The organism is Mesorhizobium sp. LSHC420B00 (assembly GCF_000503055.1).
Classification (GTDB): Bacteria; Pseudomonadota; Alphaproteobacteria; order Rhizobiales; family Rhizobiaceae; genus Mesorhizobium.
Window position 1 is genome coordinate 22,252 of record NZ_AYVY01000030.1, and the last position, 22,240, is coordinate 44,491.

Genomic DNA, 22,240 nt, shown 5'->3' on the forward strand with positions numbered 1-22,240 from the left:
AAAACGAGGATAAGTCATGGCAAAGACAGGTGGCGCCGACGAGGCGCTCAATCGGGTGAACGCGAACTCCAGGCCATCTCAGCTTCGCATCACCGACATGCGGGTAGCCGAAATCGTCGGCGCGCCGTTCACCTCAACCCTGCTCAAGATTTACACCAATCAGGGCATCGTCGGACTTGGCGAAGTGCGCGATGGCGCCAGCGCCACCTACGCGCTGATGCTGAAGAGCCGGCTGCTTGGCGAGAACCCTTGCGACATCGACCGCCTGTTTCGCCGGATCAAGCAGTTCGGTGGGCACGGCCGGCAAGGCGGCGGCGTCTCGGCGGTCGAAATCGCGTTGTGGGATCTCGCCGGCAAGGCCTATGGCGTGCCCATCTATCAGATGCTTGGCGGCCGGTTTCGGGAGAAGGTGCGCCTCTATTGCGATACCGATGCGACCGTGCCGAGCGGCACCGAGACCGGCAAGCGCCTCAAGCAGCGCATGGCGCTTGGCTTCACCTTCCTCAAGATGGATCTGGGGCTGATGCAGATCGCGGATGTACCCGGTGCGGTCGTATCCCCTGCCGGCTCACTTGAAGGGTACCGCGTCCACCCCGGGCGCGGCCCGGTCAAGACCACGGAGGAGCGGCGCGCCCGCAATGCCGCGTATGATTTGCATAATGTCCCCCACCCGTTTACTGGCCTCCACTTTTCCGACAAGGGCCTCGACCTGCTTGAGCAGTACATTGCCGAGGTTCGCGAAATTATCGGCATGGATGTTCCGCTCGCCATCGACCATGTCGGCCACATCTCACTGCAGAACGGTATTCGCCTCGCCAGGCGGATTGAAAAATACGTGCCAGCCTGGCTCGAGATGTGATCCCATGGCAGTACTCCGAGCAGTACCGACAACTGCAGGCCGCCACCACGGTGCCGATCTGCACCGGCGAGGATATCTACCTTAAGGAGGGCTTCGAGCCTCTGCTCAAGAGCGGCGGCCTCTCCCTTATCCACCCGGACCTGCTCACCAGCGGGGGCATTCTGGAGACCAAGAAGATCGGCGACATGGCGCAGGATCACGGCGTTGCCATGGCCATCCATATGGCCGAAAGTCCAATCGCCGCAATGGCCGCGGCACATGTCGCGACCGCGACTGAAAACTTCATGGCGCTCGAATACCACTCTGCCGACGTCGACTGGTGGGACGATATCGTCGCCGGCGTTTCCAAGCCGCTCGTGAAGGACGGCTTTATCACTGTTCCGGACAAACCGGGCCTGGGGATTGACGACGTCGTCGACGAGGTGATCTCGCAGCATCTGCAGCCGGGTGTCACCGACATCTGGCAGCCCACGGATCACTGGGACAACGAGTATTCCTGGGACCGCACCTGGAGCTGAGGCGAAAAGAACCGAAGATGAAGATCACCGACCTCCGCTGTGCCGTTATCGGCAGGCACCCCATCGTCCGCATCGTTACCGACGAGGGCCTCTATGGCCTGGGCGAAGTCGAGTTCACCAAGACCTACCTCAAGCCCTGGGTCCTGCATTTCCGCGAGGCGCTGATCGGCGAGGACCCGACCGACGTCGAGCGGGTGATGCTGAAGATCCGCCAACGCGGCTCTTTCAAGCCCTATGGCGCGGCGGTAAGCGCCATCGAGCATGCGCTGTGGGACATTGCCGGCAAGGCTGCAGGCGTGCCGGCCTACAAACTGCTCGGCGGCAAGGTGCGCGACAAGGTGCGCGTCTATAACGGCTCGATCCGCCAGAAACGCACGGGCGACCGGCCGGAGGATTACGCCGCTGACGTCAAATGGATGATGGAGCAGCCGCAGAACTTCTTCATGATCAAGCAGGGAATCTCGTTCCACTCCGACATGAAGGACACCATCGAGGGCTTTCACTACGGCGTGACGCAGAAGAAGGCCGGCTATCACGGCGCCATGGACCAGGGCGTGATCAGCGAGCGCGGTTTCAACCACATGCTCGACTGCGTGATCGCGATGAAGGAAGTGCTGGGCGACAAGGTCAGCCTGGCGCTCGACTGCGGCCCGGGCTGGATGCTGCCCGATGCGATCAAATTCGCTCGCGCGGTCGAGAAGTACAATTTGATGTGGCTCGAGGACATGCTGACCGGCGACTATGTGCCGTGGGTCAATCCGCAGGCCTATCGGGAGCTGACCACCTCCACCTCGACGCCAATTCATACCGGCGAGCAGATCTACCTGCGGCACAATTTCAAGGAGCTGATCGAAACGCAGGCGGTGCGCGTCATCGGCCCCGATCCGGCCGATATTGGCGGCATTGCCGAGCTCAAATGGGTCGCCGAGCACGCCTATATGCACTCGATCCTGATGGCACCGCACGGCACCGCGAACGGCCTTCTCGGCCTCGGCGCGCTGATCAATGTCTGCGCCACCCTGCCCGCCAACTATATCGCGTTCGAATACCCGAGCGCCTCCGACCCCTGGTGGGAGGATCTCGTAATCGGCCTGCCGTCGCAGATCGTGAAGGACAGCATGGTGGAGCTGCTGGAAGCGCCGGGGCTGGGCCTCGATATCGACGCCGAAGCAGCCAGGAAGTATCTCGGGGAAGAGGATGCAGGCTTCTTCGACTGAACCATCCTTCTTGCGCCACCCAGCACCACGCGGACCGCTTCACGCAATCTGTCATTCGGAATGACCGTTTCGGGGCCGGAAGCAGATTGTCGGCTACGGGAGAATCCGCCCGACTCCTTCCGACAGGCGAAAGTTCGCTCTGGAAAGCACCGCGGGTGTCTTGAAATGGCACGACCGAGCCGGCGGGCGCATCGGCTCGGACTATACGCGTGGGAGCGCTCTACGTCTCGATCGGGCGGAAAGGTCGCACACGGGAGCGGCCTAGTAGGCTCATCTGCGCCAACAGGCGACTTGTGGATCAAGCTTTGGAAGGCGGCTCCACAAGCCGATGCTTCGACACTACGGCCCAAATTAGCCCTCGCCGATGCTCCGGCTGCGCCAAAGGCTTGTTTGGATGCCTCAGCTTGGACCTGGTGGCTTGGCAACCAGGGGCAGTTCTAGACCGGTCGGGGCGCGGCCAGACTTTCGAGTTTCAAGATAAGCCGCCACGGATTTGCAATGATCTCCACGACGAAGCCATAGCGCTGGTTGCTCGCGCAACCCTATGGGCGTCCTGGGGGCTGCTCCTGCGGAAACTTGTCTTCATGGACGATTGCCACGGCCCGCACAAGATTGCCTCTCACCTCGAAACCGATCCAGTGTCCGTCCATCAGGTGTGTTTGTCTCGGACAGGCGAGGAAATAGTTCCCCGCCTGCTGGGCAACAAAGTTGAGTTGTCCCTTCTCATTAATTTTAATCCCCTCTAGCGGAGCGGTGTACGCCCCCCAAATCGCATCCTCAGCCTCCAACTTCACTGGCATCTCCGACCGAGCATAGACCCTGGTCACCATCAGACCGTGCCTGAAATTCGAAGAGCCATTGATGAACTCGATCTGTACCGACCATTCTTCTGGCACGATGATCGTGAGATTGCCGTCCCAGTAGCCGTTGAAGTCGATAATGTCGGTCCGGATGTTGTCCCTGCGGTACCGCTCGACTTGGTTCCAATCGGCGACAATCTCTATAGCCACCGTCTTGGCTGCCGGATCGTTTTTGATCCAGCTCGGGACGAAAGGCTCCCCAGCCAGCGCAATTCCAGGCAACAATCCAAAGGCGAGAAGGGCAAGGTGGGCAAAGCGCGCCATCGCAATCAGAGGCTCCTCCCGAGCGGAGCGGCCAAGCTTAAGCGACCGTAATCGAAATCGACTAGGCCTATCCCTCAACGAAGAGAATACCCCCAAAACAAGATCCACACCAGCAAACCCCCTTTTGGCGGAACGGAACAAAACTCGCCGTCGCCGGAGGCGCCCCCAAGCGAACGCCCCACCTCGCACAGGCCGATGTCTGCCGCCGAAAAGCGAAGGAGGGTAAGGTTATCCCGCCAGGCTGATCGCCGCTCGGCAAAGGTCTCCTTCGGGCCGGAAAGCGGACAGATGCTTTTCTAACCCGGAGCGACACGAGCAGACCTTTTGTCCGGCGCAAGTGTCGTCCTGACGTGACCCAATGCGGCCTTCAGTTGCGAGCGTCGCTCGCTGGAGCTGCGTCAGTCGGTCGGGGGCCAATGGTATTTTCAATGGAACGCTAATATATATGGAAAACCGAACGAGCAGCGCCTGCCAGATACTTGAGGAATGCCATGCGAAGGCTCATCTTCACGGCTATGTGTATCGCCGCCGCAACAGCCGCTAACGCCCATGATTGGTACGAAGACAAGATTGACCCACAGACCAAATTCAAGTGCTGCGGTGGTTCTGATTGCCGCGCCGTACCTCGGTCTTCGGTGCGGTCCAGGGTAGACGGTGGGTATACTTATTTGCCGCATAATTTCACCATCCCACGGGACCGTGTGCAGCAATCCCCGGACGGGCAATACCATATCTGCGAAAATAAATATGTCGTAACCAATCAGCTGTATTGGCGTTGCTTCTTCGCACCTCGTGTCGATGTGTCTATACTTCTAAAGCATTAACCGCGCGTCGCTTCCGCGATTCACATCCGCAAGGTGCTAGTCCATTAATTCTGTTGGACTTTCTTCAAAATTGTCGAAGCTCAGGCGGTGCGCGACTGCCTCAGGGATTTCATTGAGTACATCGCCGCTACCGAGAGCAACTCCATGGGGCGCTGCCGCGGGTGACTTCCGGCGGACTCCGCAAATTCGGTGACAGTCCAGATTTTATCGTGTCGGCATGGCCGTGGTTGTGTAGATTGGCTGTGTGGCCCGCCTTACCCGTATTGTCCAAGTCCACTCGCCACGAGACGCAACGCGGTAACGGCTGGCGATTTCGACCACGATGGACAGCCAAGCGATAGGGGTAACTGGCGCGGGATCATCAGCACGGTTCATGCGAGAGCAGCATTCGCCAGAGGCCGGAGCTACGGCTGCAGCCTCGAATTTGACGCATCAGCACTTGCAAATCGTCGGCCGAGGTCTTTTGCTCGCGCGATAGTTGCCCTTGACCGTTGAATGGTTGGCGAACAGATGAATAAAATCGATCGACGGCGGCCAGAGTCGGAAACGGACGCCACCGTAAATGCCGCGAGACTTGGAACTCGACTGCGCCTCGCCCGCCAGACACGCGGCATGACGCTGAAGAGCCTGGCCGCGGCTGCGAATTGCTCGGAAAGCCTGCTGTCCAAGATCGAGAACGGCAAGGCTTCGCCGTCTCTGCCCATGCTTCACCGTCTGGTCGAGGTTCTCGACACCAACATCGGCTGGATGTTCGAGCAAGTCGATGACGACGAGGCGATCGTATTCCGGGCGGGCGCAAGGCCTTTGATTGCGCTCGACGCGCTACGGCGTGGCGAGGGCATTTCGCTCGAACGCATCATTCCGTATTCGCCTGGCCACCTCTTACAATGCAACATCCATCACATCGAGGCAGACGGCGAGAGCGAAGGCCCGATTCAGCACGCCGGCGAGGAAGTCGGCTACGTGCTCGCCGGCCGGATCGAGTTGATCGTCGACGGCAAGCGACATGCTCTCGCCACCGGCGATGCCTTCGTTTTCAGGTCGGAGCTGCCGCATCATTACCGCAATATCGGCAAGGAACGCGCCAGCATTTTCTGGGTCAACACGCCGGCGACTTTCTGAGCAACGCTCTGCGTTCATTTGGATTGACAAATATTCAAGTCTCTTGAATGCTTGCCTCGTGCCTGTAGCACCAACGGGAACCAGCCGGTCTGGTCCGCAAGCAAGGGGAACCGAAAATGCGTCTGTTCAAAATTCTCGCCGGCTGTGCCGCCGCCATTGCCATGGGCTCGGCAGCCATGGGATCGGCGCTTGCCGATACGTTCGCACTCGTCAACATCAACCAGCAGGCCCTGTTCTTCAACCAGATCAACGAGGGCGCGCAGAAGGCAGCCGACGCCGCCGGCGCCAAGCTGGTCATTTTCAACGCCAACAATGTGCCGAGCGCGCAGAACGACGCGATCGAGAACTACATCACGCAGAAAGTCGACGGCATCATTCTGGTCGCCATCGACGTCAACGGCGTCAAGCCCGCGATTACTGCGGCCAAGGCGGCCGGCATTCCCGTCATCGCCATCGACGCGCAGATCCCCGACGGCGACAACGTTTCGTTCATAGGTGTGGACAACACCAAGGCCGGCGAGGACATCGGCAAATTCTACGCCGACTATGTGAAGACCGAGATGGGCGGCAAGGCCAAGATCGGCATCGTCGGCGCACTCAATTCATTCATCCAGAACCAGCGGCTCGACGGCTTCAAGAAGGCGGTGACCGAAAGCAGCCAGGCCGTCACCTTCCTCGACACGGTCGACGGCCAGAACGTTCAGGAGACGGCGTTGAGCGCTTCGGAAAACCTGATGACCGCCAATCCGGACATGAACTCGCTCTATGCCACCGGAGAGCCGGCCTTGCTCGGCGCCGTTTCGGCCGTGACCAGCCAGGGCCGCACCGGCGACGTCAAGGTGTTCGGCTGGGATCTGACCAAGCAGGCCGTTCAGGGCATCGACGACGGCTGGGTGGTGGCGGTCGTGCAGCAGGATCCGGCCGGCGAAGGCAAGGCTGCGGTCGAAGCGCTGGGCAAGCTCAAGAAGGGCGAGAAAATCGACCCGATCATCAATATCCCGGTGACGATCGTGACCAAGAAGAATGTCGACCAATACCGCGCGATGTTCAAGTAAACTGCGTCGGCGACCGAGCCGCGGCGCCGCCTGAAGCTGCGCCGCGGATACCTGGCAATCGCGTGGAATCCCAGATGAGCAGTGGCCAGACCTATCGGGTGCGGATGAGCGGCATCTCAAAGCGTTACAACGCCATCCAGACGCTCGATGATGTGTCGCTGACGCTGAAGCCGGGCGAGGTGCTGGGGCTGGTCGGCGACAATGGCGCCGGCAAGTCGACATTGAGCAAGGTGCTGTCGGGGGCTGTGGTTCCCGACGCCGGCACCATCGAGATCGACGGCAAGCCGGTGATCTTCAGCTCGCCGGCGGACGCACGTGCGGCGCGCGTCGAGATGGTCTACCAGGACCTGTCGCTCTGCGACACGGTCGATGTCGCCGGCAATCTGTTTCTCGGCCGCGAGCCGCGCCGCCGCATCGCCGGCATTTCCTTTCTCGACAAGAAGCGCATGCACGACGAGACGCGCCAGATGCTCGATCGGCTCGGTATCGTCATTGCCGACACGCGGCTCAAGGTCGAAAACCTCTCCGGCGGGCAGCGCCAGTCGATCGCCATCGGCCGCGCCGCCTCGTTCGAGCCGGCCGTGCTGATCATGGACGAGCCGACGGCAGCGCTTGCGGTGGCCGAGGTCGAGGCGGTGCTCGAACTGATCCGCGCGGTCAGCGCGCGCGGTGTCAGCGTCATTTTGATCACCCACCGGCTGCAGGACCTGTTCCTCGTCTGCGACCGCATCCAGGTCATGTATGAAGGGCGCAATGTCGCCGAGCGGCTGATCGGCGAGACCAATATCGAGGACGTGGTCAATCTGATCGTCGGCCGCAAATTCAGTGCGCGTTCCGCCACCAACGGCTATCGCGGTGGAGCGCCGGCATGAGCGATGCGATCCACGCTGCCCAGCCCTCACGAGTGCGCAAGGGCACCTGGCGCGATGCGCTGCTCGCCAATGGCAGTGTCGTCTCGATCGCGCTGTTCTTTCTGGTCGTCTGCATCATCTTCTCGGTGGCGACCGACGCCTTTCTGACGTCGCCTAATCTGTTGAACATCCTGCGGCAGTCGGCGCCGCTGCTGATCGTCGCCGCGGCAATGACTTTCGTCATCACCACTGGCAGCATCGATCTTTCGGTCGGCTCGGTACTGGCGCTGGTGGCAACGCTGTCGGCGACGCTCTTGCAGTTCGGCCTGCCATGGCCAGTCGTTATCCTCGCCATGTTGGCGCTCGGTGCCCTGCTTGGCGCGGTGCAAGGCTATTTCGTCGCCTATGAGGGCATCCCGTCCTTCATCGTCACGCTTGCCGGGCTTTCGGTGATCCGTGGCGTAGCGCTGCTGATCACCGGCGGCTATTCGATCCCGATCGAGCCCGGAAGCGCTTTCACCGTGCTGGGCCGTGCCTGGTTCCTTGGCGTGCCGGTGCCGGCGCTGATCGCGCTGGCGATCCTGGCCATCGCCTATCTCGCCTTCAACGAGACGCCGTTCGGCCGCTATGTCACCGGCATCGGCGCCAACGCTGAGGCGGTGCGGCGCGCCGGCGTCAACACGCGGCAGACGACGCTCTTCGTCTATGTGATTTCCGCCACCGCGGCAGCCCTTGCCGGGATCATCATTGCTGCCAGGCTTGGATCGGGATCTTCCAATGCCGGACAGGGTTTCGAGCTGGAAGTCATCGCCGCCGTCGTGCTCGGCGGTACCAGCCTGTTCGGCGGCCGCGGAACGATCATCGGCACGGTGCTCGGCGCGCTGACCGTGGCCGTCATCGGCAACGGCCTGATCCTAGCGCATCTGTCGCCTTTCCTGACGCCGATAGTCACCGGAACGATCATCCTGATCGCCATCTGGCTGAACTTCCGCCTGTTCCGCGGCGCCGTGCGGAGCCGTTGAGCCGATGAGCGATCTGTTCGATGACGCGGTGCCCAGGCAGCGGCTGCCAATCGGGGTCGAAACCGGCCATGTGATGACCGTGCTCGGCCCGGTTCCGGTCGAGGAGATGGGCATCACGCTGATGCACGAGCACATCTTGCTCGAGGGCGCGCGCAGCTGGAAGTGCCCCTGCCATCCCGATGACATGGCGATCGCCGAGCAGCCGGTGAACATCGAGATCATCGGCGAGTTGCGCATGAACCCTTACGTCAACCGCGACAACGTCTCGCTCGACGACGCCGACCTGGCGCTCGCGGAGCTGCAGCGCTATCGCGCGCTGGGCGGCCACACCGTCGTCGATGCCACCAATATCGGCATCGGCCGCGACCCCGAAAAGCTCGCCCGCATCAGCCGCATGTCCGGCCTGAAGATCGTCATGGGCACCGGCTTCTATCTCGAGCACACCCATCCCGAATGGCTGAAGGCGATGGATGTCGACGCCGTTACCGAGTTCATCGTCAACGACGTCGGCGGCGGCGAGACGCAGCCGCCGATCATGGCCGGGCTGATCGGCGAGGTCGGCGTCAGCAAGGATTTCACCGCCGAGGAGCGCAAGTCGCTCAAAGCTTCGGCGCGCGCTTCGCGCATCACCGGCGTGCCGCTGTCGATCCATCTGCCTGGCTGGGAGCGTCTGGGGCACGAGGTGCTCGACATCGTCGAGGCCGAAGGCGCCGATCTTCGTCACACGGTGCTCTGTCACATGAACCCGAGCCACGACGATCCCGATTACCAGAAAAGCCTCGCCCGGCGCGGCGCGTTCCTCGAATACGACATGATCGGCATGGACTATTATTACGCCGACCAGGACGCGCAATCGCCCTCCGACGAGGAGAATGCACGCGCCATCGCCGCCCTTGTCGAGGCGGGCTTCGGCGACCGCCTGCTGTTGTCGCAGGACGTGTTCCTCAAGATCATGCTGACGCGCTTCGGCGGCTTCGGCTATGGCTATATCCTGAAGCATTTCATACCGCGCCTAAAACGCCACGGCGTCGAGCAGCCGGCCATCGACCGCATGCTGATCGCCAATCCGAAAAGCGTATTCGCGCGGCTCTGAATGGCCTCGAGTTACGACGGGAGTTCAAATGTCCAAGAAGAAAATCCTGCTTGCCGGCGAAAGCTGGGTTTCGACCGCGACCCATATCAAGGGTTTCGATCAGTTTCCGACCGTTACCTACCACACCGGCGCCGACGAATTGCTTGGCGCGCTGAAGGCGACCGACTTCGACGTCACCTTCATGCCGGCGCATGAGGCGCAGCGCGGCTTTCCACAGACGATGGAGGCGCTGTCGGCCTATGACGCGGTCGTGCTCTCCGACATCGGCGCCAATACGCTGCTGCTGCATCCCGACACCTGGGTCCACTCCAAGCCGACGCCGAACCGCTTGCGCCTGCTGCGCGGTTACGTCAGCGGCGGCGGCGGTCTATTGATGTTCGGCGGCTACTACAGCTTCCAGGGCATCAATGGCGGCGCGCGCTACCGCAAGACCCCGGTCGAGGACGTGCTGCCGGTGAACTGCCTGGCCTACGACGACCGCGTCGAGGTTCCCGAAGGTTTTGCGCCCGTGCCGAAACCAGGGTCGAGCCATCCCATCCTCAGGGGCCTCGGCTCGGACTGGCCGATCCTGCTCGGCTTCAACGAGGTAACGCTGAAGGACGGGGCCGAGGTCCTGGCCAGCGTGTCGTCGGATTATGGCTCGCTGCCACTGCTTGTCACCGGCCATTACGGCAAGGGCCGCACCGTGGCCTGGACATCCGATGTCGGGCCGCATTGGCTGCCGCCGCAATTCATCGCCTGGCCAGGCTACAAGACCCTGTTCGAACAGATGCTGGGCTGGGCGACCGGTGAGAGCTGAGCCATGCATGTCCACGTCGTCGGCAACGCCTGCGTCGATACCGTGTTTCGCGTCGGCCGCTTCCCTGCCGCGGGCGAGACTTTGAATGCCGTGAGCTATGCCGACGGGCTCGGCGGCAAGGGCGCCAACCAGGCAGTCGCAGCAGCACGGACTGGTGCAGAGGTGACGTTCTGGACGGCGCTCGGCAAGGACCCAGCTGGCGCATGGATCAGGAGCCGCCTCGACAACGAGCTGTCCGACCTTGAGGTCAGCCAATTCGAGCTGCCGAGTGACCGCTCGACCATCGTCGTCGATCGAGGCGGAGAGAATTTCATCGTCAGCGGCGTCGCCTGCGTCGAAGCCTTCGACCCGGTGGCGCAGACAGCACTTGTCCGCTGGATCGCTCCCGGCGACATCCTCGTCTGCCAGGGAAATCTACGGACTGCCGTGACCAATGCCTGCCTCAGAGCAGCAAAGGGAAACGGTGCGCGCACCGTTCTCAACGCCAGCCCGATCGATGCGATTTCGCTGCCCGATCTCGGCCTGGCGGAGGTTCTGGTGGTCAACCAGTCCGAAGCGCAAATCCTGACCGGCCGGGATGACATGACAGCAGCAGCCGGCGCGCTGGTGGCCAAAGGCGCAGGCGCCGTCGTCATCACCCTCGGTGCCGCAGGCTGTATCGTGCTTGGCACGGACCGGACGGAACCGCTTCGCTTGCCGGCGCCGAAGGTCGAAGCGCTCGACACCAGCGGCGCGGGCGATGTGTTCTGCGGCTGCCTCGCCGGCGGGCTTGCGCGGGGCATGCCGGTCATCTCGGCGCTGAAGCTGGCGCTCGCCGCCGCCGCAATCGCCGTGACACGGCCGGGCACGCTGGCATCCTGTCCTTCCGCCTCCGAGATGGCGGTGCTCATCGATCAAATGGAGATCTCATGACCCAGATCGGCCAATCCGGCGGCGACGCGCTTCTAGACCTTTTCGGCCGCACCAAGGTGGTGATCGGCGTCGTTCACCTGGCGCCGCTGCCCGGCGCGCCGCGCTATGACGGCGAGGCCGTGGAAGTGATCTACCAGCGCGGGCTCGATGACGCCAAAGCCTATCTCGACGGCGGCTGCGACGGCGTCATCGTCGAGAACCATGGCGACATCCCCTTCGCCAAACCTGACGATATCGGCCCGGAGACGGCGGCCTATATGGCGGTCGTCTCCGACCGCATCCGCCGAGAGCTCGGCAGGCCGATCGGCATCAATGTGCTGGCCAATGCCGCTATCCCGGCCTTGGCGATCGCCAGCGCCGCCGGCGCCGGTTTCGTCCGCGTCAATCAATGGGCGAACGCCTATGTCGCAAATGAGGGTTTTGTCGAAGGCGAGTCGGGTCGCGCGGCGCGCTACCGCGCCAGGCTGCGCGCCAACGGCATCCGCATTTTCGCCGATGCCCATGTCAAGCACGGCGCACACGCCATCGTCGCCGACCGCCCGGTGGAGGAACTGGTCAAGGACCTGGTCTTCTTCGACGCCGACGCCATCATCGCCACTGGCCAGCGCACCGGCCACGCCGCGGATTTGGGCTACATAAGCATGATCAAGCAGGCCGCCGGCCTGCCGACGCTGGTCGGCAGCGGTGTCACGCCGGACAATGCCAAGGATATCCTCGCCATTGTCGACGGGGTCATCATCGCCAGCGCGCTGAAGCACGACGGCGTCTGGTGGAACCAAGTCGACTCTGCTCGAGTAAAGGCGTTCATGGGTGGTCTGAGGCGATAGCTGACTTCAACCCCCACCGCACCGAAGGGCGGCAGTCACCTGCGCGAGGGGCGGGAGCTCTTCGGGCTCGCCCGCCGCCCAGAGCAAAAGATGGGCATCGAGCAGAAGTTTCATGCGTCGCCGCCAAACAGCTTCCCGATTTCCTCATCGGCCATGCGATCAACCTCGTCCGGAACTGAAAACTGCCCGGCCATAAACCCAACGCGACGCATTTCGCCGGCCGCAGGTGCGTCTATGGCAACGACCTTCACCATCGGCTTGCCGGATTTCGCAATTATGAAGGATTCAGCTTTGACCGCCCTGTCGACAAGACGAGACAGATGCGTCTTGGCCTCGTGAATATTGACGGTGTGCATTGCGGGCCCCGCGACTTAGTCCATGCAACTTAGTCTACTCGGGTCGATCTTCCACTATTGAGCGACTTCCTCGCGCCTAGCCGGCTCCTAGCAAGGAAGGGATTTCGACCTAATGGCCCGAATTCGCCGTTAGGAATGGCTTGATCAGGATGGTAGCTTCGCTCAACCACAGCAACGAAGTCGGAGGCGATAGTTCGATGAGTGTGGGGAAGGCATCTCGCCCAGTAGTGCCGTTGGACCCCCGTTTCGACTTCGATGCCGCCGATCTTCGACGGATCTCGAGACACAGTAACTGTTTGGATCAAGTCCCGCATCGCCTCTGCGGATTCGGAGTTGCCAGCCCCAATTCCTTTGGCAAGCCTATTTGAAGCTGGTTTAGTTGTTCATCGTAGCGTGCCGGCACCACAGGGCTCCAAACAAGTCACCGCGCATGGGTGTCGGCTGATCTCGACAAGGATCTCGCCGGCACTGACCAGTTTCTCGATCTCGCGGAATTCGTTCCGACGCTGCGCTCTCGCCTCGCCGCGAGACTCGAATTTCCCATTGCTCACCCGACGATTAATACCGCTTGCGCCTTTTGCGTCAATTAATAAATTTACGCATGGAAACTCTCGGACATTATCTGTAAATTTTCGCCTTGCAGTTGCACGCATGGCGGGCAGCGCCGAGGAACCACCCGGGATCGGATGTCTGTGACGAGAGGATTTCAATGCCGATGACGCACAAGACCATGGAGGATTTCGCCCGCTCCTGGGGCGTCTCCAGGCCGACCTTGTCCAAATATTTCGAGGATCCAACCAGCGTCAAGCCAGCGACGCGAAAGCGGATCGAGGAGGCACTCCGCTCGTCCGACTATCAGCCCAATCTGTTTGCCCGCAACCTGAACCGCAAGCGGACCCGCAGCATAGGCATCGTGGTGCCGACTCTCGCCGATCCTTTCTATTCCGAGATGGTCAGCCGCATCGAACTTAGGCTGCGCCACGAAGGCTACTGGCCGATCGTGATCTCCTCGCACGGCTCGCGCGAACTCGAAGTGGAAGCGACGCGAACCATCCTGTCACTAAAAGTTTCCGGTGGGCTGATCGCGCCGCTCGGCCTGCGCTCGGACCACCGTGCGCTGGAGAAGCTGACGCAGGCCATACCGATCGTCTATTTCGATACCTATCTCGAGAGCGGCACGCCGTTCGTCGGCAACAACAACAGCCAGAGCGTTTCGACGATCGTCGATTACCTCTGCCGCTCCGGCGACGCGCCGGTCTATTTCGACATCCCGCACGTCAATCACAATACGCGCGAACGCCTGCACAACTATGCAAGCGCCATGCAACGGCTCGGGCAAGAGCCGGTGATCATTGGCGACACCCATGAATACACCTGGGATTTCGAACGGATCGGCTACCAGCAGATGGAGACAATGCTCAGCAATGGTGGCTTGCCGGGTAAGACCATTTTGTGCGCCAATGACCGCCTGGCCTTCGGCGTCATGGCGGCCGCCTATTCGCAAGGTCGCAAGGTCGGCCGCAAAAGCGATTGCGACCTGCGCGTCGCGGCCCATGACGACCACCCGCTCAGCCGCTACACCTGTCCTGCCTTGACCACCATGGCGCAGGACTTCGCCGCTATGGCGGGACGCAGTGTGGAGACGCTGCTGGCCCTGCTTGATGAGGACGGGACTGCGGTTGCACCCAAGATCAATCTCGACGCGACGCTGGTCATGCGTCAATCGGCCTGAGCATTTCCAAAGGCGAGATCGAAGCCGCGCCATGCGCGGACCGCCGCGCTGACCGCTTGCCGTGCAGCCGGGCTATGGCGGCCCATCGAGACGAAGCCGTGGATCTGGCCATTCCAGCGGCGCAGGGCGACCGGCACTCCTTCATCTTCCAGACGCTTCGCGTAGGCCTCGCCTTCGTCGGCGAGAATGTCATGGCCGGCGATGGCAACAAAGGCCGGCGCCACACCGGCAAGGCTGGCCGCCTTCAGCGGCGACACGCGCCAATCGTTGATATCGCCGGCATGGGTAACATAGTGGTCGCGGAACCAAGTCATGGTTGCCGCAGTGAGACCAAAACCCTCGGCAAAGCGGCAATAGCTGTCGGCCGTCTGCGCGGCGTGCGTATTCGGGTAGAACAGCAGCTGCGCCGTCGGCGGATTCTTGTTTTCGCGCGCGAGCAGGGAGAGCACCGTGGCGAGGTTGCCGCCCGCACTGTCGCCTGCGACAGCGATGCGCTTCGTGTCGACGCCGAGATCGTCGACGGCACTTTGCATGAAGGCAAGCGCCACGCGGCAATCCTCGATCGCCGCCGGGAACTTGTGCTCCGGCGCCAGCCTGTAGTCGGGACAGACGACGACGCAGGCGGCCATGTTGGCAAACCAGCGGCAGATCTCGTCATGGGAGTCGAGATTACCGATCACCCAGCCGCCGCCATGCAGATAGAGCAACGCCGGCGCGCCATGCGCGGAAGCTCCTAGCCCGCGATAGATCCTGAGCGTCAATGGGCCGCTTGGTCCGGCGATGGTGCGCTCGGTCAGCGAGGCGACCGGCTCGCGTTCGCCCTGCAGTGTCGGAAAGCCCTGCTCATAGGCGCGGCGGGCTTCCTGAGGGCTGCCGGCCTCGAACGGCTTGGCGGCCGCCTGCCGGCCGAGGTCGAGCACATGCTGGGCTTCCGGATCGAGCAAGGGCGAAGGCGATATTGTCATGGACGGCCCCCAAACTCAGGCAAGCAGGCTTGCCGCCTCGTCCTCCGCAAGGAGTGGCGGCTGATCGACGGTTCCATTGACTGCAACCGACTCGCGGCTTTCGCCCGAAGCGAGAATCGCTTCCATGATCTCCAGCACATGCAGCGCAAGGTCGCCGGACGCACGCGGCTTTCTTCCGCTCAACAGCGCGCGTGAAAGGTCGGCGACGCCGAGCATGCGGTAATTGGCGCGATCGGGCGCGGCGAAGGGCCAGTTGCGCGCGCCGTAGAGTTCGCTCTCGCTTGTGAAGTCTGCCCAGTCGGCTCCGCGCTCCGAAAGCGAGACGGTGCCGCCGAATGTGTCCGGATCGGGCAGCTTGAGCGAGCCTTCCGTGCCATGCAGTTCGATCGGATGGTTGGAGTGCTTGAAGACGTCCCAGGAGGCGCCGAAGGCGACGGTAGCGTCTGAGCGGAATTCCAGCAGCGACAGGATGCTGGTTGGCGTGCCGACCTTGAAGGTGGTGTTCCTGTAGGGACCCTCTGCGGTGATCAGGCGCTCCTCCTGGCCACGCGTTGCCATGGCCATCACGCGGCCGACCGGCCCGAGCAGGTTGACCAGCATAGTCAGGTAATATGGCCCCATGTCGAAGACCGGGCCGCCACCGGGTTGATAATAGAATTGCGGATTGGGATGCCAATGCTCCATGCCGCGCCCCATCATGAAGGCGGTGCCGGTCACCGGCCGGCCGATCGCACCCCCGTCCATGAGGCGGCGCGCCCGCCGGCCGACGGCGCCAAGAAACGTGTCGGGGGCCGAGCCGAGCAGCAGCCCGCGCTTCGCCGCCTCCGTGACAAGACGGCGGCCGTCGTTGGCCGAGGTCGCCAGCGGCTTTTCGGTGAAGACATGCTTGCCCGCCGAAAGCGCTGAAAATGAGATGTCGAAATGCGCCGACGGGATGGTCAGGTTGAGGACGAGGTCGATCTCCGGGTCGGCCAGAAGCGCGTCGACGCTGAGCGGACGGATGCCATATTCGCTGGCGCGCAAGGCCGCCATGTCGGCGGAAATGTCGGCGCAGGCGCGCAGTTCCACCTCACCGAACAGAGCCGCATTGCGCAAATAGGTCATCGAGATGTTGCCGCACCCGACAACGCCGATGCCGAGCTTTGTCTTTGATTTCCCGTGCATTTCGATCGTACCTCCCAACACCGCAGCGGCCTGGACCGCTGCGCCGGCAACGGATCACATTCGCAAGCCGCTATACAACATTTTAAATATTGACGCGCGTAAAATTGTTATAGAACATGCGAAAATGCTGACGAACGTCGGGCGAGCTGCCGGCCCTGGGAGGAGAAATGACTGACATGAAAAATCGGCCGGCCGCCGGCTCGAAGCCCGTGCTCATGTGACGATCGCCGACCGCCGGCAATTTCTCACTGGAAGCGCCGGACAGCTGGTGCAGCAGCGGTCGGCTTGCGCGCAGGACTGGGCGTTCGCCGGACTCGCGCCTGTCGCGCGCCGAATGAGCTTTGCCAACACCGCCTCGGGGAGGCTGACGCAGGCGGCATCAAGGAATGAAAGGACGATCGTGAAAAACCTGAAAGTCGGTTGCCAGACCTTTACCTGGGAAATGTTGGGAGACCGCTTTGCCGGCGGCCCCGACGATCTCGTGAAGGCGATCGCGGATGGCGGCTATGCCGGCATCGAGATCACCGACACGATGATCGGCCGCTATGCCGGCAGGCCGGCGGAATTCNGCTCGGGGACCGCTTCGCCGGCGGCCCGGACGATCTGCTCAAGGCGATCGCCGATGGCGGCTATGCCGGCATCGAGATCACCGACACGATGATCGGCCGCTATGCCGGCAGGCCGGCGGAATTCGCCACCGCACTGAAGGCGACCGGCCTCACCCTCGTCTCCTTTGCCTTCGGTTCGAAGAACGGCTTCACACTGAAGGAGCAGATCGGCGCCGACCTCGAGGCCGCGAAGCGCTGGATCGACTTCGCCGCCGCTTTTCCGGGCGCGATGGTGTCGATGGGCTCGGCCACCGTCGTCTCGGACGGCCGACGCGACGACAGGTTCGCCATCGCGGCCGAGATCTACAACAGGGCGGGTGAGCTTGGGCGCAAGGCCGGCGTCGATGTCGCGGTACATCCGAGCTCGCACCACAACACGCTGCTGTTCGACCGCGCCGATTACGACCGTATCTTCGGGCTGATCGATCCGTCGCTGGTCGGTTGGGTGCCCGACACCGGCCATATATTGCGCGGCCACAACGACATGATCGACACCCTCACAACCCATCGCGACCGCATCCGCTACGTTCACCTGAAGGATGTCGATGCCAGCGGCACTTGGGCAATGCTTGGCAAGGGCGTCTGCGACACCCAGGCAGTGATCGCCATCGCCAGCGCCGCGCCCAACTTCAACGGCTGGCTGGTGTTGGAGGAAGAATCCGACACCGCTGCCGCAGATCCGGCCGCCGCGGTCAAGACCAACCGCCAGACGATGCGCGGCTACGGCGCGTGAGGAACAGATCATGATCCGGAAACAAGACCGCCGCCTTCGTGTCGGTGTGCTCGGCTGCGGGCCGATCGCGCAATTCGCCCACCTCGAATCCTGCGTCAAAGCAAGGAACGCCGACCTTTATGCTATCTGCGATGCCGCCCCCGACCTTTTGGGGCGCATGGGCGCGACCTATGAACCTGAGAAGATGTATGGCGACTACGACGCCATGCTGGCCGACCCGGAACTGGAGGCGGTGATCGTCGCGACCTCGGACGCCTATCACGTGCCGATGGCGATCAAGGCGCTCGAGGCCGGCAAGCATGTGCTGTGCGAGAAGCCGATCGGCGTCTCGGTCGAAGAGGGCCAAAAACTCGCCGACGCGGTCATGCGCTCCGGCAAGGTGCTGCAGGTCGGCCACATGAAGCGCTTCGACCCGGCTCTTGAGGCGGCGCGCGATTTCGTCCGCGACGAGATGGGCGAGATACTGGCGCTAAAAGCCTGGTATTGCGATTCCACCCACCGCTACACCAACACCGATGCCATCCAACCGCTGCCGGTCAGCAGCCGGCTGGCGCGCAAGCCGGCCGGTAATCCGAAGGCCGATCTCAGGCGGTACTTCATGCTTGCGCATGGCTCGCACCTCGTTGACACCGCACGCTTCCTGTGCGGTGAGATCCTCGCGGTGCGCGCCCGTCTCAACCAACGTTTCGGCGCCTATTGCTGGTTCGTCGAAACGGAATTCGCCAACGGAGCGCTTGGCCATCTCGACCTGACGGTGGCTGTGCGCATGGACTGGCACGAGGGCTTCCAGCTCTACGGCGAAAACGGCTCGGTGATCGCGAAGACTTTCAATCCCTGGTACTTCCGGGCAAGCGAGGTCGATATCTTCCATGAGAAGGATGCAACGTCGCGCAAGCCGCTTGGCGCGGACGGCCATTTCTTCCGACGCCAGCTCGAAGGCCTCTCCGACACCGTGCTTGACGGCGCGCCGCTGCGTGGCGCCGACGTCGAGGACGGCCTCGCCTCGATCCGCGCCATGGTGGCGATCGCCCGCTCGGTCGAAACCGGCCAACGCGTCGAGATTGCTGGCGTAACAGGAGCGGTCTGATGGAGATCGGGGTCTTCGCCAAGACTTTTCCGGGAAGCGAGCCGGCCGGTGTGCTGGCCGCGGTGCGCGACGCCGGATTTGCTGTTACTCAGTTCAACCTTGCCTGCGCCGGCCTGCCGTCGATGCCGGATGCGGTGCCGGATCACGCCATCAGCACTATTTCGGCTGCGTCTAATGCCTCCGGCGTCGCTTTGGTGGCGCTGTCGGGCACCTACAACATGGCCCATCCGGACATGACGGTGCGCCACGACGGCCTGCGCCGTCTTGGCGCGGTCATCGAGGCCGCGGCAGCGCTTTCGGTTCCGCTCGTCACCCTGTGCACGGGAACGCGCAATGCGGACGACCAGTGGGCGCATCACCCTGGCAATGCCGATCCGTCGGCCTGGGCCGATATGGCAAGCGAGATGGAAAAGGCGCTTGCTCTGGCCGAGCATCACGGTGTCGATCTCGGCATCGAACCCGAACAGGCCAACATCGTCACATCGGCAGCGGACGCGATGCGCCTTATCGCAGAGATGGGCTCGAAGCGGCTGCGCATTGTGCTCGATCCGGCGAACCTGTTCGAACAGGCGAGCACAGGGCAAGCACGCGCCGTCGTCGCTGCAGCAGTCGAAGGCACCGCAGGCCACGTCGCCATGGCCCACGCTAAGGACCGTTTCGCCGACGGCCGCTTTGCCACCGTCGGCCGCGGCGTCGTCGACTTCGCCGATTTCGTCGCCCGGCTCAAAGTGTCAGGCTTTGACGGGCCGCTAGTCACGCACGGCCTTTCAGCCGAAGAGGCACCAGGCGTCGCCCGGTTCCTGAAGGGCCTGGGCTGATGGCGCGCCCGGCGACCTTGTTTCGCGACGATGCCACGCTGCGGATTTCCGATGAGGGCGACGGGCTTGCCGTCGTCTTCCAGCACGGGCTGGGCGGCGGCGAGGCACAGGTCGCGCAGGCTTTCCCCATCGACGCCGGCTGCCGGCGCATCACGTTGGACTGCCGCGGACACGGTGAGTCCGATCTAGGCAGCCGCCGACCGTTTTCAATGGCGATGTTTGCGGACGATGTTCTGGCCGCCGCCGACCAGGCCGGCCTCGACCGTTTCGTCGCTGGCGGCATTTCCATGGGCGCCGCGATTGCGTTACGCCTTGCCTGCCGTTGTCCGGACCGCGTCGCCGGCCTGATGCTTGTGCGGCCGGCCTGGACGTTCGAACGCGCGCCAGTGAACCTGCAGCCGATCGCCGAGGTCGCCGGCCTCATCCTCGATCATGGCCCCGACAAGGCCAGGACGATCTTCTCGCGGTCTGAAATCGCCGCGCACCTGCAGAGCGAGGCACCAGACAATCTCGCCTCGCTGTTCGGTTATTTCGACCGCCCGGATGCAGCATTGTTTGCGCAAGTCCTGGCCGACATCGCTGCCGATGGAGCTGAGGTCTCGGCAAGCGACGCCGCCACCCTTGGCATTCCTGTGCTGGTCATCGGCAATACTGTGGATGCGGTGCATCCACTATCGGCCGCGCATACACTTGCGGATGCCATCCCCGGCGCGGCCTTTGTGGAGATCGCCGCCAAGGCGCTCGACGGCAAAAGGCATTTCGCGGAGCTGCAGGCCGAGATCACCACGTTCCTTCACGCCCACTTCAACATCCGGAGCCTTGTTGCCTCATGACGAGCAAATCCCTGTCCGGCCGTATTGCCATCGCCGCCTTGCCGCGCAACCGGCTGCTCGGCGAGTTTTCCCTGTGGTCGGCCGACCTGGCCAACATGGAGCGCGATCTGAAGCGCATAGACGCTTATGTCGACCTGCATCACATCGACGTCGCTGACGCCCGCTTCACCCCCGGCTTCCTGTTCTTTCCGGATCTGGTGGCACGGATCGCCAAGCTGACGACAAAGCCGATCCATGTGCATCTGATGGTCGAAGCGGAAATCGTCGAGGAGCAAACGCGCCAGTTCATCGAGGCCGGCGCCGACCTCATCAGCGTCCATGTTGAAAACGGCGAGGCCGGGTTGCGCGCCGTGCGGCTGGCGCATGAGCTAGGCGCCGAGGCCGGCGCGGTGCTCAGGCTGGAGACGCCTGTCTGCGCCGTCACGCCCTTCTTGCCCGAAGTTGCCTTTGTGACGCTTCTCGGCACGTCGATCGGCGTCAAGGGCCAGGCCCTGTCCGACCAGGCCTGCCCGCGCCTGATCGAGGCGCGCGCGCTGATGCGAAAAGCAGGTCGAGAGAACCAAATCATCTTGGCTGCCGATGGCGGAATCCGACACGAGACGGTGCCGCGCCTGCGTGCTGCCGGGGCCGAAACGGTGGTGCTCGGATCGCTGGCGTTCGGCGACCCCGACCTTGCGCAACGCATGGCCTGGCTGCATGGGTTGAAGGTCACCGCCTGATGACCAAAGTTGCGCTTGCATTCGATCTCGGCGGAACGGAGCTGCGGGGCGCGCTGGTCGAGCGCAACGGTCGGGTTGTCGCCCGCGTTTCGGCGCCGACGTTGGCGGGTGCGGGATCGGAAGCGGTGATCGGCCAGATCATCTCACTTGCTGGCAGGCTTTTGGTCGAGCGGCCGCAGGCAGAGATTGCCGGCATCGGCGTCTGCGCGCCGGGGCCGCTCGATCCCAAGGCCGGGATCGTGATCGCGCCGCCGACGCTGGCCGGCTGGCACGACGTGCCGCTGCTCGACATTCTGGGCAGGCATTTCGGCCTGCCGGTGCGGCTGGAGAACGACGCCAATGCAGCCGCGCTGTGCGAGTGGCGTTTCGGCGCCGGCCGGGGTAGCGGATCGGTGGTCTTCGTCACCGTGTCGACCGGCATCGGCGGCGGCGTTGTTGCCGATGGCCACATCTATCATGGCCGACGCGGGCTGGCAGCCGAGATCGGCCATATGACCATCACCGGCGAAGGCGACCGCTGTTTCTGCGGCGCCATCGGCTGCTTCGAGGCGGTGGCGTCGGGAACCGCGCTCGGGCGGCATGCCACGCGGCTGACGGCTCCCGGCGACGGCTCACTGCTCAGGCGTCTTTCCGGCGACGGCGATGTCTCGGCCAGGCACGTCGTCGAGGCCGCGCACGCCGGCGATATCAGGGCGCTCGAACTGGTCGAGGCCGAGGCGAAGTGGCTGGGCATCGGCTTCACCAATCTGTTGCACCTCTACTCGCCTGATCTGATCGTGATGGGCGGCGGCCTCGCCAACGGCTTCGATCTGCTGGCGCCGCTTATCAGGGGCACCGTCGAAGCGCGGGCGATGCCCGCCTATCGCGATGTGCCGATCGTACAGGCGCAGCTCGGCGACCAGGCCGGCCTGGTCGGCGCGGCAAGCCTGATCCTGTGGGAGGGCGAGCCAGGAACGTCACTGGCAATGGCGCAGAACGACGAGAGAAGATGACGCCGGCACT

At 63.1% G+C, this 22,240-nt stretch carries 20 protein-coding genes and 2 pseudogenes; 18 read left to right on the plus strand and 4 right to left on the minus strand.

Going from position 1 to position 22,240, the window contains the following annotated elements; all coding sequences use genetic code 11:
- The first annotated feature begins 16 nt into the window (after positions 1–16).
- Together X760_RS67545 and X760_RS67550 are read left to right on the plus strand one after the other, a co-directional pair.
- A pseudogene (locus tag X760_RS67545) lies at positions 17–1,377 on the plus strand (mandelate racemase/muconate lactonizing enzyme family protein).
- A gap of 17 nt (positions 1,378–1,394) precedes the next feature.
- Entirely contained in the window at positions 1,395–2,594 is a 1,200-nt protein-coding gene (locus X760_RS67550) for a mandelate racemase/muconate lactonizing enzyme family protein (protein ID WP_023721831.1), read from the plus strand.
- Positions 2,595–3,136: 542 nt separating this feature from the next.
- Here the strand turns inward: X760_RS67550 and X760_RS67555 are convergent.
- Entirely contained in the window at positions 3,137–3,718 is a 582-nt protein-coding gene (locus X760_RS67555; protein WP_023721832.1) for a sulfocyanin-like copper-binding protein, read from the minus strand.
- A 1,334-nt stretch (positions 3,719–5,052) separates the two neighbouring features.
- Between X760_RS67555 and X760_RS67560 the strand changes: the two genes are divergently transcribed.
- From X760_RS67560 to X760_RS67595, 8 genes are all read left to right on the plus strand, one after another.
- Positions 5,053–5,664, plus strand: a complete 612-nt coding sequence (locus X760_RS67560; protein ID WP_031194868.1) for a cupin domain-containing protein — start codon at positions 5,053–5,055, stop codon at positions 5,662–5,664.
- Between the two features lie 116 nt (positions 5,665–5,780).
- A complete protein-coding gene (locus X760_RS67565; protein WP_023721834.1) occupies positions 5,781–6,719 on the plus strand; it encodes a substrate-binding domain-containing protein in 939 nt (312 codons plus the stop codon).
- Positions 6,720–6,793: 74 nt separating this feature from the next.
- Entirely contained in the window at positions 6,794–7,591 is a 798-nt protein-coding gene (locus tag X760_RS67570) for an ATP-binding cassette domain-containing protein (protein ID WP_023721835.1), read from the plus strand.
- Positions 7,588–8,592 (plus strand): ABC transporter permease, encoded by a 1,005-nt coding sequence (locus X760_RS67575; protein ID WP_023721836.1) that lies wholly within the window; start codon positions 7,588–7,590, stop codon positions 8,590–8,592. Before X760_RS67570 ends, X760_RS67575 begins: the two co-directional genes overlap by 4 nt.
- A 4-nt stretch (positions 8,593–8,596) precedes the next feature.
- Complete coding sequence (locus tag X760_RS67580; RefSeq protein ID WP_023721837.1) at positions 8,597–9,685, plus strand: phosphotriesterase; 1,089 nt, start codon at positions 8,597–8,599, stop codon at positions 9,683–9,685.
- A gap of 28 nt (positions 9,686–9,713) precedes the next feature.
- Positions 9,714–10,484, plus strand: coding sequence for a glutamine amidotransferase (locus X760_RS67585; RefSeq protein ID WP_023721838.1), 771 nt, complete (start codon positions 9,714–9,716; stop codon positions 10,482–10,484).
- A gap of 3 nt (positions 10,485–10,487) precedes the next feature.
- Positions 10,488–11,396, plus strand: a complete 909-nt coding sequence (locus tag X760_RS67590; RefSeq protein WP_023721839.1) for a ribokinase — start codon at positions 10,488–10,490, stop codon at positions 11,394–11,396.
- Positions 11,393–12,223 carry a BtpA/SgcQ family protein gene (locus X760_RS67595; protein WP_023721840.1) on the plus strand — a complete coding sequence of 277 codons (831 nt, stop codon included), beginning with the start codon at positions 11,393–11,395 and terminating at the stop codon, positions 12,221–12,223. The genes X760_RS67590 and X760_RS67595 overlap by 4 nt, the downstream gene beginning before the upstream one ends.
- 110 nt (positions 12,224–12,333) lie before the next feature.
- Here X760_RS67595 and X760_RS67600 read toward each other — a convergent pair whose 3' ends face one another.
- Positions 12,334–12,579, minus strand: coding sequence for a type II toxin-antitoxin system prevent-host-death family antitoxin (locus X760_RS67600; RefSeq protein WP_023721842.1), 246 nt, complete (start codon positions 12,577–12,579; stop codon positions 12,334–12,336).
- 709 nt (positions 12,580–13,288) lie between these two features.
- Here X760_RS67600 and X760_RS67605 point away from each other — a divergent pair.
- A complete protein-coding gene (locus X760_RS67605) occupies positions 13,289–14,311 on the plus strand; it encodes a LacI family DNA-binding transcriptional regulator (RefSeq protein WP_023721843.1) in 1,023 nt (340 codons plus the stop codon).
- On the opposite strand, the gene X760_RS67610 is transcribed toward X760_RS67605, so the two are convergent.
- On the minus strand, positions 14,299–15,276 hold the full coding sequence (locus X760_RS67610) for an alpha/beta hydrolase (protein WP_023721844.1): 978 nt from the start codon (positions 15,274–15,276) through the stop codon (positions 14,299–14,301). The two genes, X760_RS67605 and X760_RS67610, sit on opposite strands and share 13 nt — an antisense overlap.
- Positions 15,277–15,291: 15 nt before the next feature.
- On the minus strand, positions 15,292–16,440 hold the full coding sequence (locus tag X760_RS67615; protein WP_023721845.1) for a Gfo/Idh/MocA family oxidoreductase: 1,149 nt from the start codon (positions 16,438–16,440) through the stop codon (positions 15,292–15,294).
- A 400-nt stretch (positions 16,441–16,840) separates the two neighbouring features.
- Here X760_RS67615 and X760_RS79210 point away from each other — a divergent pair.
- From X760_RS79210 to X760_RS67645, 7 genes and pseudogenes are all read left to right on the plus strand, one after another.
- Positions 16,841–17,008 (plus strand): annotated as a pseudogene (locus X760_RS79210) (sugar phosphate isomerase/epimerase); the annotation flags it as partial.
- Entirely contained in the window at positions 17,005–17,781 is a 777-nt protein-coding gene (locus X760_RS67620) for a sugar phosphate isomerase/epimerase (protein ID WP_051409751.1), read from the plus strand. The pseudogene X760_RS79210 and the gene X760_RS67620, both read left to right, overlap by 4 nt.
- 10 nt (positions 17,782–17,791) lie before the next feature.
- Positions 17,792–18,868, plus strand: a complete 1,077-nt coding sequence (locus X760_RS67625) for a Gfo/Idh/MocA family oxidoreductase (RefSeq protein ID WP_023721849.1) — start codon at positions 17,792–17,794, stop codon at positions 18,866–18,868.
- The gene (locus tag X760_RS67630; protein ID WP_023721850.1) at positions 18,868–19,686 is read left to right on the plus strand and encodes a sugar phosphate isomerase/epimerase; all 819 of its coding nucleotides are present in this window, start codon (positions 18,868–18,870) and stop codon (positions 19,684–19,686) included. The genes X760_RS67625 and X760_RS67630 overlap by 1 nt, the downstream gene beginning before the upstream one ends.
- Positions 19,686–20,519 carry an alpha/beta fold hydrolase gene (locus tag X760_RS67635; RefSeq protein ID WP_023721851.1) on the plus strand — a complete coding sequence of 278 codons (834 nt, stop codon included), beginning with the start codon at positions 19,686–19,688 and terminating at the stop codon, positions 20,517–20,519. Before X760_RS67630 ends, X760_RS67635 begins: the two co-directional genes overlap by 1 nt.
- On the plus strand, positions 20,516–21,238 hold the full coding sequence (locus tag X760_RS67640) for a ribulose-phosphate 3-epimerase (RefSeq protein ID WP_023721852.1): 723 nt from the start codon (positions 20,516–20,518) through the stop codon (positions 21,236–21,238). The genes X760_RS67635 and X760_RS67640 overlap by 4 nt, the downstream gene beginning before the upstream one ends.
- The gene (locus X760_RS67645) at positions 21,238–22,230 is read left to right on the plus strand and encodes an ROK family protein (protein WP_023721853.1); all 993 of its coding nucleotides are present in this window, start codon (positions 21,238–21,240) and stop codon (positions 22,228–22,230) included. Before X760_RS67640 ends, X760_RS67645 begins: the two co-directional genes overlap by 1 nt.
- Positions 22,231–22,240 lie beyond the last annotated feature (10 nt).

Coding starts and splice junctions, on each gene's coding strand:
- X760_RS67590 (WP_023721839.1), top strand. CDS start 10,488: ATGCATGTCCACGTCGTCGGCAACGCCTGCGTCGATACCGTGTTTCGC.
- X760_RS67560 (WP_031194868.1), top strand. CDS start 5,053: ATGAATAAAATCGATCGACGGCGGCCAGAGTCGGAAACGGACGCCACC.
- X760_RS67575 (WP_023721836.1), top strand. CDS start 7,588: ATGAGCGATGCGATCCACGCTGCCCAGCCCTCACGAGTGCGCAAGGGC.
- X760_RS67605 (WP_023721843.1), top strand. CDS start 13,289: ATGCCGATGACGCACAAGACCATGGAGGATTTCGCCCGCTCCTGGGGC.
- X760_RS67595 (WP_023721840.1), top strand. CDS start 11,393: ATGACCCAGATCGGCCAATCCGGCGGCGACGCGCTTCTAGACCTTTTC.
- X760_RS67580 (WP_023721837.1), top strand. CDS start 8,597: ATGAGCGATCTGTTCGATGACGCGGTGCCCAGGCAGCGGCTGCCAATC.
- X760_RS67585 (WP_023721838.1), top strand. CDS start 9,714: ATGTCCAAGAAGAAAATCCTGCTTGCCGGCGAAAGCTGGGTTTCGACC.
- X760_RS67570 (WP_023721835.1), top strand. CDS start 6,794: ATGAGCAGTGGCCAGACCTATCGGGTGCGGATGAGCGGCATCTCAAAG.
- X760_RS67645 (WP_023721853.1), top strand. CDS start 21,238: ATGACCAAAGTTGCGCTTGCATTCGATCTCGGCGGAACGGAGCTGCGG.
- X760_RS67610 (WP_023721844.1), bottom strand. CDS start 15,276: ATGACAATATCGCCTTCGCCCTTGCTCGATCCGGAAGCCCAGCATGTG.
- X760_RS67630 (WP_023721850.1), top strand. CDS start 18,868: ATGGAGATCGGGGTCTTCGCCAAGACTTTTCCGGGAAGCGAGCCGGCC.
- X760_RS67635 (WP_023721851.1), top strand. CDS start 19,686: ATGGCGCGCCCGGCGACCTTGTTTCGCGACGATGCCACGCTGCGGATT.
- X760_RS67555 (WP_023721832.1), bottom strand. CDS start 3,718: ATGGCGCGCTTTGCCCACCTTGCCCTTCTCGCCTTTGGATTGTTGCCT.
- X760_RS67625 (WP_023721849.1), top strand. CDS start 17,792: ATGATCCGGAAACAAGACCGCCGCCTTCGTGTCGGTGTGCTCGGCTGC.
- X760_RS67565 (WP_023721834.1), top strand. CDS start 5,781: ATGCGTCTGTTCAAAATTCTCGCCGGCTGTGCCGCCGCCATTGCCATG.
- X760_RS67600 (WP_023721842.1), bottom strand. CDS start 12,579: ATGCACACCGTCAATATTCACGAGGCCAAGACGCATCTGTCTCGTCTT.
- X760_RS67615 (WP_023721845.1), bottom strand. CDS start 16,440: ATGCACGGGAAATCAAAGACAAAGCTCGGCATCGGCGTTGTCGGGTGC.
- X760_RS67640 (WP_023721852.1), top strand. CDS start 20,516: ATGACGAGCAAATCCCTGTCCGGCCGTATTGCCATCGCCGCCTTGCCG.
- X760_RS67550 (WP_023721831.1), top strand. CDS start 1,395: ATGAAGATCACCGACCTCCGCTGTGCCGTTATCGGCAGGCACCCCATC.